Annotated in this window: 12 protein-coding genes and 2 riboswitches; of the genes, 9 read left to right on the plus strand and 3 right to left on the minus strand. The window is 51.5% G+C overall.

Features of this window, described 5'->3' with window-relative positions; genetic code table 11:
- Positions 1–128 precede the first annotated feature (128 nt).
- The 7 genes from ACQ0MK_RS20135 to ACQ0MK_RS20165 all read left to right on the plus strand — a co-directional run bounded on the left by ACQ0MK_RS20135 (position 129) and on the right by ACQ0MK_RS20165 (position 7189).
- Positions 129–683: a hypothetical protein gene (locus tag ACQ0MK_RS20135; protein WP_430474131.1), complete on the plus strand. Its 555-nt coding sequence runs from the start codon at positions 129–131 to the stop codon at positions 681–683.
- A 103-nt stretch (positions 684–786) separates the two neighbouring features.
- Positions 787–887: riboswitch (glycine riboswitch) on the plus strand.
- Positions 888–890: 3 nt separating this feature from the next.
- A riboswitch (glycine riboswitch) is annotated at positions 891–992 on the plus strand.
- A gap of 59 nt (positions 993–1051) precedes the next feature.
- Positions 1052–2164 carry a glycine cleavage system aminomethyltransferase GcvT gene (gcvT, locus tag ACQ0MK_RS20140; RefSeq protein WP_430474132.1) on the plus strand — a complete coding sequence of 371 codons (1113 nt, stop codon included), beginning with the start codon at positions 1052–1054 and terminating at the stop codon, positions 2162–2164.
- A gap of 70 nt (positions 2165–2234) precedes the next feature.
- Positions 2235–2606, plus strand: coding sequence for a glycine cleavage system protein GcvH (gene gcvH / locus ACQ0MK_RS20145; protein ID WP_430474133.1), 372 nt, complete (start codon positions 2235–2237; stop codon positions 2604–2606).
- 2 nt (positions 2607–2608) lie between these two features.
- Complete coding sequence (gcvPA, locus tag ACQ0MK_RS20150) at positions 2609–3964, plus strand: aminomethyl-transferring glycine dehydrogenase subunit GcvPA (protein WP_430474134.1); 1356 nt, start codon at positions 2609–2611, stop codon at positions 3962–3964.
- Complete coding sequence (gcvPB, locus tag ACQ0MK_RS20155) at positions 3961–5457, plus strand: aminomethyl-transferring glycine dehydrogenase subunit GcvPB (protein ID WP_430474135.1); 1497 nt, start codon at positions 3961–3963, stop codon at positions 5455–5457. Before gcvPA ends, gcvPB begins: the two co-directional genes overlap by 4 nt.
- Positions 5458–5660: 203 nt before the next feature.
- The gene (locus tag ACQ0MK_RS20160) at positions 5661–6575 is read left to right on the plus strand and encodes a protein phosphatase CheZ (RefSeq protein WP_430474136.1); all 915 of its coding nucleotides are present in this window, start codon (positions 5661–5663) and stop codon (positions 6573–6575) included.
- A gap of 209 nt (positions 6576–6784) precedes the next feature.
- Positions 6785–7189 (plus strand): hypothetical protein, encoded by a 405-nt coding sequence (locus ACQ0MK_RS20165; protein ID WP_430474137.1) that lies wholly within the window; start codon positions 6785–6787, stop codon positions 7187–7189.
- Positions 7190–7279: 90 nt separating this feature from the next.
- On the opposite strand, the gene ACQ0MK_RS20170 is transcribed toward ACQ0MK_RS20165, so the two are convergent.
- Together ACQ0MK_RS20170 and ACQ0MK_RS20175 are read right to left on the minus strand one after the other, a co-directional pair.
- Positions 7280–7759: a peroxiredoxin gene (locus tag ACQ0MK_RS20170; protein WP_430474138.1), complete on the minus strand. Its 480-nt coding sequence runs from the start codon at positions 7757–7759 to the stop codon at positions 7280–7282.
- Positions 7760–7959: 200 nt separating this feature from the next.
- On the minus strand, positions 7960–10179 hold the full coding sequence (locus ACQ0MK_RS20175; protein ID WP_430474139.1) for a protein-disulfide reductase DsbD family protein: 2220 nt from the start codon (positions 10177–10179) through the stop codon (positions 7960–7962).
- Between the two features lie 344 nt (positions 10180–10523).
- Between ACQ0MK_RS20175 and ACQ0MK_RS20180 the strand changes: the two genes are divergently transcribed.
- On the plus strand, positions 10524–11102 hold the full coding sequence (locus ACQ0MK_RS20180) for a YqgE/AlgH family protein (protein WP_430474140.1): 579 nt from the start codon (positions 10524–10526) through the stop codon (positions 11100–11102).
- A gap of 87 nt (positions 11103–11189) precedes the next feature.
- Here the strand turns inward: ACQ0MK_RS20180 and ACQ0MK_RS20185 are convergent, their stop codons facing one another.
- Entirely contained in the window at positions 11190–12008 is an 819-nt protein-coding gene (locus tag ACQ0MK_RS20185; protein WP_430474141.1) for a hypothetical protein, read from the minus strand.
- Positions 12009–12806: 798 nt separating this feature from the next.
- Here ACQ0MK_RS20185 and coxB point away from each other — a divergent pair.
- Positions 12807–13658 (plus strand): cytochrome c oxidase subunit II, encoded by an 852-nt coding sequence (coxB, locus tag ACQ0MK_RS20190; protein ID WP_430474142.1) that lies wholly within the window; start codon positions 12807–12809, stop codon positions 13656–13658.

A 13658-nucleotide genomic window follows, 5' to 3' on the forward strand; every position in this document is an offset into this window, starting at 1 on the left:
TTGCCATTGTTTTCATTTTGTGGCGACGTGCGAAGCGGGTTGTGCCAAGAACAGCGACAGAATAGACTGCGCCCCGACCATGCAAAACAGGCATAGGTCAGAAAAAAGTTGGTTTGATAGAGGCTTGGATGACGATCGGTAACGGATTTCGACGCATATGCGTATTAGGTGTGGTCTCGCTTGGTGGCTTACTGGCTGCATGCAGCAGTAACCCGTTTGAAGAGCAGCCTGTTCCTGTTTGTCCATCGGCCTATTTGCCAAAAGATACCGCAAAACTGGTTCAGTTTAATGGTGCAGGCAAGGATTTGACCGACGTTGTCGTCGAGGCCGAATTTACCGGTTACCTTGGTGATTGCGGCTATGATCTTGATGAAAAGACACTTGATGTCATCATCAGCCCGATCATCACAGCCGAACTTGGACCGGCCGCGCAAAGCCGCGTCGCTGCGTTGAAGTATTTTGTGGCTCTTCGTGATCCGAACGGCAATTTCGTTCAGAAATCAGTGTTTGATGTCACGATGCCATTTGCCGAGAACCTGAACATGGCGCGGTTCCGCGATGAGCAGGTGACACTTTCCGTGCCACTTGATGATGTCTGGACCGGACCAAATTACGAGATTTATCTTGGATTCCAGCTCAGCACCGATCAACTCGAATATAACCGTCGTTTCGGACTGGAATAATCAATTACGGTTGAATTCCCAAGGGTTCAAACCCTAGTGATGATTGCCTGAAATTAGGGGCTGGTCGGGCTGTGATGAAATCCGTATAAGGACGCATACCCAAGTGATCCCCGTGGGAGAGTGCCACGGTCCATAACGGATTGCGCGGACGCCGAAGGAGCAACCACCCCGGAAACTCTCAGGCAAACGGACCGCGGGGAGATGGGACTCTGGAAAGTAGGCGGCATCTTGATGATGCTTGTCTCGCCGAAGATGTAAGCAGACCGTCACGATAAGTCGGCTGTGATTCTTTCAGGCTCCAAGACAGAGGGGGAATGTGGTTGGCCATCGGTCGGCTATGTTTCGCAACGCCTGTCTAGGAGTCCTTGATGACCAATCATCAGACCGAACTGCTTAAAACGGCCCTTTTTGACCTCCATGTAGAACTTGGCGCCAAAATGGTACCGTTTGCTGGCTATGATATGCCAGTTCAATATCCGCTGGGGGTCAAAGGCGAACATCTTCATACCCGTGCCAAAGCAGGTTTGTTTGATGTGTCACATATGGGGCAGGTCCGCCTGACCGGCGAAAACCGTGTGGCCGAGCTTGAAAAGCTTGTGCCAGGTGACATCGCAATCCTTAAACCCGGCCGGACACGTTATTCCACCTTCACCAATGATGACGGCACGATCCTTGACGATCTGATGATTACCAATGCGGGCGACAGCCTGTTTTTGGTGATCAATGCAGCGTGCAAAGATGATGACATTGTTCATATGCGGGCCAATCTTGGCGATGGTGTTGCCCTTGAAGAAATTTACGACCGTGCGCTGATGGCGTTACAGGGCCCCGAAGCGGCAAAAGTTTTGACGCGCTTCGCCCCCGAAGTCGCCGATCTAAAATTCATGAGTTTTGCCGAACTCGATATTGCAGGCATTCCATGCTTTGTCACCCGCTCAGGCTATACCGGTGAAGATGGCTATGAGATTTCGGTTCCCAATAGCGGGGCAGAAGAACTTGCGCGCAAACTTCTGGCGGAAGACGAAGTTGAGGCGATTGGCCTTGGCGCACGTGATTCGCTGCGCCTTGAAGCGGGTCTTTGCCTGTATGGAAACGATATCGACACCACCACGACCCCGGTTGAAGGTGATCTGAACTGGATCATTAACAAACGCCGTCGTGCGGAAGGGGGGTTCAAGGGTGCTGATGTCATCCTTGATCAATTGGAACATGGTGCCGATCGCAAACGCGTTGGAATCAAGCCCGAAGGCAAGGCACCGGCACGTGAACACACCGCAATTTTGAACAGCGACGGCGAAGAAATTGGTGAAATCACCAGTGGCGGCTTTGGGCCGACCGTCGATGGGCCAATTGCGATGGGCTATGTGGCAATTGAATTTTCCGATCCGGGTACCAAGGTCGAATTAATGGTGCGCGGCAAGGCACGTCCGGCAGAGGTTGTTGAACTTCCGTTCGCACCACATCGTTATTTCCGCGGCTAAGGCCGAAATACTTCAAAATCAGCGGCTGATCGCCGCGTTGGCAGACAATCGATCAACAGGGACAGATACAATGGCTAAAAAATTCTCGCAGGAACATGAATGGATCGAGTTTGAAGACGGTATCGCAACCGTTGGCATCACCGATTACGCGCAGCAGTCGCTGGGCGATATCGTTTATGTCGAACTCCCGGAAATCGGCAAAAAACTGACCAAAGACGGCGATGCGGCTGTTGTTGAGTCGGTCAAAGCTGCAAGTGATGTTTACGCACCGCTTGATGGTGAGATTGTTGAAATCAACGAAGATCTCGACGTTAACCCGGCATTGGTCAATGAAGCCCCGGAAACGGATGGCTGGTTCTTTAGAATGTCTCTGACTGACGAATCCCAGCTTGATGAGCTGATGGATGAAGCAGCCTATAAAGACTTCGTCGAAGGTCTGTAAGCATGCGTTATCTCCCACTGACACGCGCTGATCGCGCCGCGATGCTTGAAGCCATCGGGGCGTCATCGGTCGATGAACTTTATAGTGACGTTCCAGAAGGCGCGTTACTTGATGCACCGGTTGACCTGCCAAGCCATCTTGGCGAGATGCAGGTCGAACGCGATATGATGGCGCTTGCGTCTAAGAATATTGGTGCGTCAAGCGTGCCAAGTTTCCTTGGTGCAGGTGCATATCGTCATCATGTTCCAGCTACGGTTGATTACATCATTCAACGTGGCGAATTTCTGACGGCTTATACCCCGTATCAGCCGGAAATCGCCCAAGGCACGTTGCAATATCTGTTTGAATTCCAGACCCAGGTTGCATCGATCACGGGCATGGATGTTGCCAATGCGTCGATGTGGGATGGTGCAACATCCTGTGCTGAAGCTGTCCTGATGGCCTGCCGTGCAACCCGTCGCAAAAAGGCCGTTCTTTCAGGTGGGGTGCATCCGCATTACCGCGAGGTAACGGAAACCTATTGCCAATATAGCGATACCGAAGTTGCCGGCCGTGATGGCAATCCTGAACAGCAGGCCTCTGTCGAAGAATTGAATGATCTTATCGATGATCAGACGGCATGTGTGGTTGTTCAGTATCCCGATGTGTTCGGGCGTGTTCAGGACCATACCCAGCTGGCAGAAGTATGCCATGCCAAGGGTGCGCTTCTGGTTGTGGTCTTTACCGAGGCCGTTGCCTTTGGTGCGATCAAATCACCGGGCAGTTTTGGTGCCGATATTGTGTGCGGCGAAGGCCAGTCGATTGGGAATGCGCTGAACTATGGCGGACCATATGTCGGTCTGTTTGCCACTACACAAAAGCTTGTGCGGCAGATGCCGGGCCGCCTGTGTGGTGAAACGGTTGATCAGGATGGCAAGCGTGGCTTTGTTCTGACACTTTCGACCCGTGAGCAGCATATTCGCCGTGAAAAGGCGACATCGAACATTTGCACCAACTCTGGTCTGTGTTCCTTGGCCTTTACGGTGCATATGAGCTTGCTTGGCGAAGATGGCTATCGTCGTTTGGCGACGTTGAACCATGAAAACACATGTAAGACGGCGGATGCACTTGATGGGGTGTCGGGCGTTACGGTTGTCAATGACAGCTTCTTCAACGAATTCACTGTCAAGCTGAGCAAACCGGCTGCAGAAGTCGTTGAAACGTTGGTTTCCAAGGGCGTTCTGGGTGGTGTTCCGCTGTCGCGTTTGTATCCGAACCGATCTGATCTGGATCATTATCTGTTGATCGCGGTGACTGAAACCAACACCGATGAAGATATCGCGGCCCTTGTGGACGCATTGAAGGAGGCGCTGGCATGACCTTCACAACCCATACCGGTAACCGTGGACTTGTTCTGGAAGAAAAACTGATCTTTGAACAAGGTCAGCCCGGTCGAACCGGTGTCGATTTGCCAGAACCCAAAGGCATCAAAACCCGTCTTGGCGGACTTGATCGCGAAAGCAATGTTGGTCTTCCGGGCCTGTCTGAGCCGCAAGTGGTGCGTCACTTTACCCGCATGTCGCAGAAGAATTTCGGGATTGATTCCGGTTTCTTCCCGCTGGGGTCTTGCACCATGAAGCATAACCCGCGCCTGAATGAAAAAGTCGCCCGTTTGCCCGGTATTTCCGATTTGCACCCGATGCAGCCCGAAAGCACGGTACAGGGGGCGCTGGAACTGATTGACCAATGTGCACATTGGTTGCTGGTTTTGACCGGAATGCCGGCTGTTTCGATGTCACCGGCTGCCGGTGCGCAAGGCGAATTGTGTGGCATGATGGCCATTCGTGCGGCTCTTGATGCACGTGGGGAAAACCGCCGTCGTGTTCTGGTGCCTGAATCAGCCCACGGAACCAATCCGGCAACGGCTGCGGCCTGTGGATTTACGGTGGATTCGATCCCGGCAACTGAAGATGGTCGTGTTGATCTTGCCGCGTTTGAGGCCAAGCTTGGCGACGATGTCGCCGGTATTATGCTGACCAACCCGAACACATGCGGTCTGTTTGAACGTGATGTGCGCAAGATTGCTGATCTGGTGCATGAAGCAGGTGGGTATTTCTATTGCGATGGTGCGAATTTCAACGCCATTGTCGGACGCGTGCGCCCGGCTGATCTTGGCATTGATGCGATGCATATCAATCTGCACAAGACCTTTTCGACCCCGCATGGCGGTGGTGGACCGGGTTCCGGGCCGGTTGTGTTTTCAGATGCGTTGGCACCCTATGCGCCGATTCCTTATGTTGTTCGCACCGAAAACGGCTTCCATTTGGTTGAAACCGCAGATGAAGAAGATGGCAATAAGCCGCTTGGTCGTCTGAAAGGGTTCCATGGTCAAATGGGCATGTTCGTACGTGCGCTGACCTATATGAAAAGTCACGGTGCGGACGGTTTGCGTCAGGCATCCGGGGATGCGGTTCTGAATGCCAATTATCTGCTGGTACGTCTGAAAGACAAACTTAGCGTCGCCTTCCCGGGATATTGCATGCATGAAGCCCTGTTTGACGACAGCTTCCTGAAAGATACCGACGTCTCGACCTTGGACTTTGCAAAGGCAATCATCGACGAAGGGTTCCACCCGATGACGATGTATTTCCCATTGGTTGTTCATGGCGCACTTTTGATCGAGCCGACAGAGACCGAAACCAAGGAATCGATCGATCAGTTTTGCGATGCGATCCTGTCGCTTGTCGCCAAGGCCGAGTCGGGTGATGCGGAGTTCTTTAAGAATGCACCTTATCTGACACCGCGTCGTCGACTGGATGAGACAGCGGCTGCACGGAAGCCTGTGTTGCGCTGGAAACCGGAAACGGCTTGATAAGCAACGCGCCTTGCGATTTCAGAACACCCCGGCCTTGTGTTGGGGTGTTCTTTTTCAATGACTTGCACTTGAAACCCATTGGACTTGTTGCAATCTGAACCCTTATACTTGTCTGAAGTACAAATGAACGGCATCAGAAAATGGTGTGTTTGGGGATTATGTGTTCGGGCATTGCCCGTTCCGGAGGTTTGAAGTCAGTCATGTCTCGTCGCGTGCAAAAAGTATTCACTGCCGAACGTCGATTAAAAGAACGAACTGGTGGGGTTGTTGAAGATTGGTCGGAATCCTTTTTTGATCCGACGCTAGAGGCCGGACTTGGTGCCGGTGAGGCGATGACGCCTTCACTGCCATCATCAAGTGCATCTGAAGGCGGTTCTGAACTGACACAAGCTGTCCTGGATGAAATCCGTGCGCTGCGGGGTGAAGTTTCTCAATTGCGTGCTGCTGTGGCATCTGGCGGCACCGTAAGTGCAGACGTTGCTGCACCTGTTGCGTCAAATGACACCCCGCTTGATGTGTTGCCTGAGCCGGTTTCCAGCAATTTCACGCATAGCAATCGACCAGGGGCTGCTGAACCGGATCGGGATGATCTGGAATTGATCCGCACCCAGATTGCCGAAATGAACGAGCATATCCACAAGGCTAAAGTCCAGATTGCATCACTTCGCCATCCCAAGGCGTCCGATGATCGGATCATCAGTGCGACGTCGGAACTGGATGCGATTGTCAAAGATACCGAGATGGCAACACACACCATTTTGGAATCAGCTGAACAGATTGATGATCTGGCGATGACGTTGAAAAATTCTGCACCCAGTGAATTTGTTGCAGATCACGTTGAACAGATTGCCTTTATCGTTACAAAGATATTTGAATCCTGCAATTTTCAGGACATCACGGGGCAACGTATCAACAAAGTGGTCCGGACACTGGAATTCGTTGAAGAACGTGTCCACAACATGATCTCGATCTGGGGCGAAGAGGCCTTTGCCGATCTTCCGGTTCCGGAAAGCGATGCCAAAGAAAGCGAGCCTGATGATTCCGATCTTCTGAACGGTCCTCAGCTTCAGGGTGAGGGGATTAGTCAGGACGATATCGATAAATTGTTCGATTAACGGTGAAAAATCTTGGGTTTCTGCCTATATTTAGGGACTGACCGTACCCAACCCTTTCAAAGAAAAAGGGTGAAGGTGTCCAAGCAGGGCCTTTCGTCAACTAAACGTTTACAAATGTTGGGGTAGGTTCATACCTATAAGAATAAGAAGCGATGTTGGGATGCGTGTGATATTCGGTTGCACGCGTTTTAGCGTGCTTGGAGGATACTATGGGATTTTGGTCTCTTGGTGCTATTCGCCAGCCTAAGGCGCAGGATATTAAGTGGCGGAAGAGCCCGCGTGGTGACTACTATCGCCTCTTCATGATCGATGAAATTTCAGAACTTAAACTGAATGGAGTTGGTGGTGTGTATTTGCTGTGGCATGGCGGGATAAAGCCATCTTGGCTCGTCGCAGGCGCGACAGAGGATCTTGGGCACAGTTTTTCGGAACTGATGCGTGATCCCGATATTCGCGAATATGACGGCCGCGGCGGTGTTTACATGAGCTGGTCGCCGATCAAAGGCAGCTTCCGGGAAGGGGTTGTGCATTTCATCGCAAAGCACACCAACCCGACCTTTGAGTGTGACTATGACAGCAAGTCAGACCCGATACCGGTGCTGTTGCCGCGCTAACCACGCAACGCCGTCTTGGCTTCAAACATAATAATAAAGCTCCGCAGTTGTCTGCGGAGCTTTATGTGTTTTTACCTGCAAAAATTCAGCTTAGAGCTTTGCAAGTACGGCTTCGGCACTTGATACATCAAATGCGCCCGGCTCTTCGACAGCAAGATGGGTAACTTTGCCGTTTTCAACGACCATGGCAAAACGGTTGGCACGTTTGCCAAGGCCTCGGCCGGTCAGATCAAGTTCAAGACCGGTTGCATCGACGAATGCCAGATCACCGTCAGACAACATGGTGATGTCGGTGGCTTTTTCGCTGGTGGCCCATGCCTGCATGACGAACGCATCGTTCGATGCAAGGCATGCAATCTCATCGACACCCTTTGCTTTGATCTCGTCGGATTTGGCGACGAATCCCGGAAGGTGCTTGGCCGAACAGGTCGGGGTAAAAGCACCAGGAACAGCAAACAGAACGACTTTGCGGCCTGCAAAGAATTCTTTGGAGTTTACGGCTTCTGGGCCATCGCTGGTGGCGCGGAAAAGAGTGACGTCCGGGAGTTCATTGCCGACTGAAATGGTCATGGGTATCTCCGTATGGTTGCGCAATCCCGTTGATTACGCGGTGGATCGTATGGTTGGGAATCAAACTACAAATTTGCTGGATGTTCAATGCCATCCAGCGGTGTTTTTCGTAAGTTTCATCAGGAAGACTTTTCAGGGATCTTTGAGTGATGCCTAAAACACCTGCTGCATTTTCTCTACGGGCGACCCTTGAGTTGTGATCATTGTGCGTTTTTCGCAAGGTCACTGGTGCTATTGGCATTGCGCAAAGCAGTCAAAACAGCATCGGTGCTGAGCAATTCCGATAGTAAAATTCCGTCAGGTGCATTGGGACCAAAGACCGCATTAAACGGAATACCAAAACGCCCATACGATGCCAGATAATCAGAAATCTGTTGGTTCGGGCGGGTCCAGTCGGCCTGCATCAGAACGATGTTGTCGCTTTGAAGCGCATCGGCAACCTCAGCTGTTTCAAGCACCAGCTTTTTATTGACCTGACAGGTCACGCACCATTCGGCGGTGACATCGACCAAAACCGTTTTTCCATCTGCGACAAGGGTGTCAATGGTTTCAGGTGCGAAGCTTTGCCATTGAAGCGGGCCTGTTTTGGTATTGCCCGCCATCGGTGCGAGGGGTTGGGAGAAGCCCGGTGCAAACAGGGCGACAAGGAAGCCCAGGACAGCAAATGCGGTAAAGGTAAATCGCGGACGTAGGGATGATGCACGTTTACGTGCCCAGACAAACACCCCACCGATTACCAGGCCAACGCCAACGAAAATGGCGCCCGTCATGCCAATTTGAACCGATAGAATACCCAACAGCCAAACCGCCGTCCCGATCAGGGCCAGTCCAAGAACCGCCTTTACGATATTCATCCAGCGGCCCGGTTTGGGCAAGACATGCGCCACACGGGGTTGAATGGCAATTGCCAGATAGGGCAAGGCAAGGCCAATCCCAAGCAGGGTGAAAATCCAGAAGATATCCAGATTGTCACCGGCAAGGGCAAAGCCAACAGCCGTGCCAAGGAAGGGTGCAGAACAGGGGGTTGCGAGTAATGTTGCAAACATGCCGGTCAAGAAATGGCTACTCAGGTAACGGCCATTTGTTTCCTGTTTGGTAATGGCATCATTGGCCGCATTGCCCAATTGATCCGAACCGCCAATTTCAAACTGGCCCCACATATTGAGGGCGAACAGCGCAAGAATAATGGTCATGACCGTCAGGAACAGCGGTTGTTGGAACTGAATGCCCCAGCCGATCGATCCGCCAGTAAGCTTAATGGCGATCAAGACCGCTGCAATAAGCCAGAATGATGTGACAATGCCCGCCGCACTTGCAAGGAAGCCAAACCGCACCTTGCCGATATCCTGTTCGCGCACATTGATCACGGACATGACCTTGATCGAAAGAACCGGCAAGACGCAAGGCATGACGTTCAGGATCAGCCCGCCAAGCAACGCAAACAGCCCGATCAGCCAAATATTGATATCTGCCCGCACGCTCGGGGACCCGGTGCCGTTCGATGCGATTTGATCGTTATTGCTGCCGACCAAAAGGTCTTGTTCAACGGATAACGGCCCGGCAATTACAGTGATGGTGAGTGGGACATCAATCAGGTTCTGGCCGTCTTCCAAGCCAAAGACAGCAAGGTCGAAATATTGCAGATCAAGGTCGCCATCTGCTGGTGTTTGTGCGGCGACAGGGGCGGAGAACCCAATGCGACGGTCGCTTTCGACCAGGATGTCATCAATATTGACCCCGGCCGATGAAAGGCCACGGATCCCAAGATGCAATATTGTCTGATCAGCTGTCTGGCTGCTGGAAATGTGGCTGACCGAAATCGGAAGACCGGGACCCGTTAGGGGCACGCGCGAGACAAATTTCTCAATCTGATGGGCGTGGTTGCTGGCAACCGATGGGGAAGAGGTGCCTGTTGTGGCGTCGTTGGCCGGAATATCAAGATTGAAGGTGGCGACTGCCGGAATGCAAATATCGCTGCAGACGAGGTAGTCAACATCAAGGGCAATTGAAACGGGTTGATCCGGATTTGGGACAGCAACGTCAATCGGCAGGATGATGTGGTTTTTATAGCCAAATGTTTCCAGCCCAAAAATCGAAAACCGGTGCGGGGCAGGCCACAGAATTTCGGCATCGCCGATGTTTTCTGAACCGCTCCAATCTAGTTGCGGCGGGAAACCAGCATCCCCGGCACTGCGCCAGTAGATTTTCCAATCAGGCTGCAGTTCAAATTCAAGACCAAGACGAAGCGTGTCAGACGTGGTGGTGCGGGTCTGCGCACTGATCAGGCGCAGGGACGCAAAATCTTCGTCAACCCAGTCCGATGCCATGTCCGAGGCCGCCATGGCAGGAGCCATCGCGCCAATCATTGTCAGGGCAAAGGTAAGCACGATTGTAAGGCGGGCGATCAGGTGGCGGAGCACGTCTTGGTCCTTAGCAGGTGATATTGATCTTTATCGTTCAGGTCGTAGTTGTCGCACAAAACAAACGCCTGTGACCTTCTGAAGGCGTAATCGTAAGGATCAATCAAATCAAGCCACGACTGCGTGACCTCGTTATCAGTAAGCAGCGCGGTTTGGATAACTTCGCGCGGCATATGCAATAAAATGAACATGGACCTTGGCGTATGCGGGGCGGAAACACTACATCTAAGATAGTCGGCAAGACTTGGCGTGAAGGATGTTGCATTACGTTTTTCAGGGTTCTTGATGGTAAAAGAAGGGCAATCGCGCTAGGCTTCATGAAACAGTACGGAAAGAGTTGCGAGATGGGCGAAAAAGTAGACACTGGCGAATATCTGGGTGGAAAGCTGCTGGTGGCAATGCCTGGCATGCGTGATCCACGCTTTTCGCAAAGTGTTGTCTATATCTGTGCCCATAATGAAGACGGTGCGATGGGGCTGGTGATTAACCGCGTCATTGACAGCATCACTTTTCCTGAACTGCTTGAACAGCTTGGTATTGCCCGTCCCGCGCCGACCATTGAAGACATTCAGGTCCATTTCGGTGGTCCGGTTGAAAGCAGCCGCGGGTTTGTTTTGCATTCGACGGATTTTTCAAACGAAGCAACCTTGCATGTTGACCGGGGTGTCTCGGTAACGGCGACAGTTGATATTCTGGAGCAGATTGCACTGGGTGAAGGCCCGCAAAGCCGTATTCTTGCACTTGGATATGCCGGATGGCGCAGCGGGCAACTGGAAAATGAAATCCTTGCCAATGGCTGGCTGCATGTTGATGCGGATGCCGATCTTTTGTTTGATATCGATTGCGAAGATAAGTGGGAGCAGGCCTTTACCAAACTTGGCTTTGCACCGGAATTGCTTTCGGGTGAGGCTGGTCACGCCTAACCCAATGGGCACTCGGACCCGAATTTTTCCAAAGAAAAAGCCTGCCGACTGGCAGGCTTTATGCATTTTGGCTAATGCCCAATCGGGTTAGTCAAACAGGGCGTCAATTTCTTCCTGCGAGAAGATTTGATCAACTTCATCCTGTGAAACGCGCTGGGCGTTCTGCGGGGCCTTGGTAACCGTTTTATCAAGGTTATCAAGACCTTTGGGATCAGCAGGCAGATCAAAGTCGCCAAAGTCATCATCACCCCAAATTTCGATCACGCGGTTCACGCGTTCTTCGATGTATTTCATGGTGTTTACGACTTTTGTGATGCGCTGTCCGGTCAGATCCTGGAAGTTACAGGATTCAAAGACTTTGACGACCAGTTCAACAATGTCGTCCGCAAGGCCCTGCGTGTAATCATCGGTGGCAGCAGATCGAATATTGTGGGCAACAGCGTCAATCTTTTCGACGGTGTCCAGGATGTTTGCCGTGGCGTCCTCTGTTGCGGCGACGACGGAATCAAGCTCGCCCTTAACAATGTTAAGACGCGTTCCCGAAGTGTCTTCGGGCGCAGTATACAGGGCGGCGATTTCTTTTTTGGTTTCCTGAATGGAATTGGCAAGCGCGCGAATTTCAGTTTTCATCATGCGCAGCTCGTTGCGCGCGTCTCCCTGTTCGCTTTCGACGGGCTGTGCCGTCAGCTTTTTCTGTTCTTCGATCATGATGCGGATATCAGACAGCAGCTCAAGCTTAAGGTCTTCGATCGCAGTATGAAGTGTCGAAAGATCAGCGCCACCACCCGATGAAGCCGCATCAATTGGCATTTCGGTTGGTAGATTGACCATGTCGCTCATGGTTTCGAGCTTGTTGAGCAACCGCATTTCGGCGGTGAAAAGTCTTTTGCTTCCTGGGTGTGCCATCGACGAACCTCTGTCTTTTATCTGTCGGCATCCTGTAAGAGGCTATGAAAGCCGCTTACAGCGATTGGTTAGTCGGATGCATACGTTTGGGTAGAGTAGCCTGCAAACCTTATCGCGCCAACCGAATTCATATCCGTGATATTGGGGAAAAACATACATAATTAAAGGCTTCAATCGCGGAATTTAATTTAAGCATGCACTATTTATCATATTCATCTGCGCGAATCGCACGTTCGAACAAGTGGTTATCGGCAATCGCGTGATGATGTGGTGCATAGCAACGTAAAACTCAACATGCCGTAACGGCACTTCTCAGTATTGATGAGTTCGGTGTCGGGCAACGCGCGCAGAAGGCTTTAGCCATTGGTTGAAGGGATTTAACCGGCTTTTCTGTCTATATTGCAGGGCAGCAATCAAGGAGGCGATCTGGATATATTAGGCAGAATGGCGGTTTTTCTATCTAAGGGTGGGGATTTACTGCTGTTTTGATCAAAACCAGAGCGATAATTCAATTTGATTGCAAATACATTTTTTGTGCATCGCAGCGAGGTTTTTTCTGGAACAGGTGCATAAGATACGGTATTTGCCTGCCTTACTGATGTACTTTCGGGTGCAGGCTTATTAAGAATAAGATATGTCAGAGGAAATGCTCCGGTCTAATGGTGTGCGTAAATCTTTGGTTGAGAAGATGATATTGTCCTTGAGAGGGGCCATTATCCTCAGACAAGATGTCGCCGTTAGGGGTGGAGACGATTGAGGCATATCGCCTTGAGATGTAATGCGAGGGGGCAGATTCGCATGTCGATCAAGAAGCTATTTCCCATCTTTCTGTTGGGATTGGCGGTAATTACCGGCTTTGATGGTTCAGCACTTGCTGCTGTTGGTCAGCCCGAGCCTTGGCAGCTTGGGTTGCAGCATCCGGTTTCGCCAGTGGCTGTTGAAGGCCACGAATTCTTTGTTTTGCTTACGTGGTTAATGACGATCGTTACCGTGATCGTCCTGTTTTTGCTGCTGTATGTTCTTTTCCGTTTCAGCGCAAAACGTAACCCGGTACCGTCGAAAACGACCCACCACACCCTTTTGGAAGTGGTTTGGACTGTCGTTCCGGTACTTATTCTTCTTGTCATTGCGATCCCGTCGTTCCGCCTGCTGTATTTTGCAGACCGTATCGAGGATGCCGATCTTACCCTTAAGATCATAGGTAAGCAGTGGTACTGGACTTACGAATATCCAGATAGCGGCAACTTCACGTTCGATTCCTTGATGATCGACGAAGAAACCGCCGTTGCCGAAGGTAAAAACCGTCTTCTGGACGTGGACAATCCCGTTGTCCTGCCAGTGGATGCGAACATTCGTTTGATCATGACCTCTGATGACGTGATCCATAACTGGGCAATGCCGTCACTGTTTATCAAACTTGATGCCGTGCCGGGCCGACTGAACGAAACCTGGACCCGTATTCCAGGCGAGTATGCCGGTACAACCTTCTATGGTCAGTGTTCGGAGCTGTGTGGTGTGAACCATGCGTATATGCCGATCGCAGTCAAAGCTGTTACCATGGAAGAATACGAAGCCTGGGTAGCAAAGGCACAAGAACAGTTCGCATCTGCTGACTTGCCGACTTCGGTTTCAGTGGCATCGGCAGAGTGA

Source organism: Thalassospira lucentensis (genome assembly GCF_050516545.1).
Classification (GTDB): domain Bacteria; phylum Pseudomonadota; class Alphaproteobacteria; order Rhodospirillales; family Thalassospiraceae; genus Thalassospira; species Thalassospira lucentensis_C.

Coding starts and splice junctions, on each gene's coding strand:
- ACQ0MK_RS20135 (WP_430474131.1), top strand. CDS start 129: ATGACGATCGGTAACGGATTTCGACGCATATGCGTATTAGGTGTGGTC.
- gcvT (WP_430474132.1), top strand. CDS start 1,052: ATGACCAATCATCAGACCGAACTGCTTAAAACGGCCCTTTTTGACCTC.
- gcvH (WP_430474133.1), top strand. CDS start 2,235: ATGGCTAAAAAATTCTCGCAGGAACATGAATGGATCGAGTTTGAAGAC.
- gcvPA (WP_430474134.1), top strand. CDS start 2,609: ATGCGTTATCTCCCACTGACACGCGCTGATCGCGCCGCGATGCTTGAA.
- gcvPB (WP_430474135.1), top strand. CDS start 3,961: ATGACCTTCACAACCCATACCGGTAACCGTGGACTTGTTCTGGAAGAA.
- ACQ0MK_RS20160 (WP_430474136.1), top strand. CDS start 5,661: ATGTCTCGTCGCGTGCAAAAAGTATTCACTGCCGAACGTCGATTAAAA.
- ACQ0MK_RS20165 (WP_430474137.1), top strand. CDS start 6,785: ATGGGATTTTGGTCTCTTGGTGCTATTCGCCAGCCTAAGGCGCAGGAT.
- ACQ0MK_RS20170 (WP_430474138.1), bottom strand. CDS start 7,759: ATGACCATTTCAGTCGGCAATGAACTCCCGGACGTCACTCTTTTCCGC.
- ACQ0MK_RS20180 (WP_430474140.1), top strand. CDS start 10,524: ATGGGCGAAAAAGTAGACACTGGCGAATATCTGGGTGGAAAGCTGCTG.
- ACQ0MK_RS20185 (WP_430474141.1), bottom strand. CDS start 12,008: ATGGCACACCCAGGAAGCAAAAGACTTTTCACCGCCGAAATGCGGTTG.
- coxB (WP_430474142.1), top strand. CDS start 12,807: ATGTCGATCAAGAAGCTATTTCCCATCTTTCTGTTGGGATTGGCGGTA.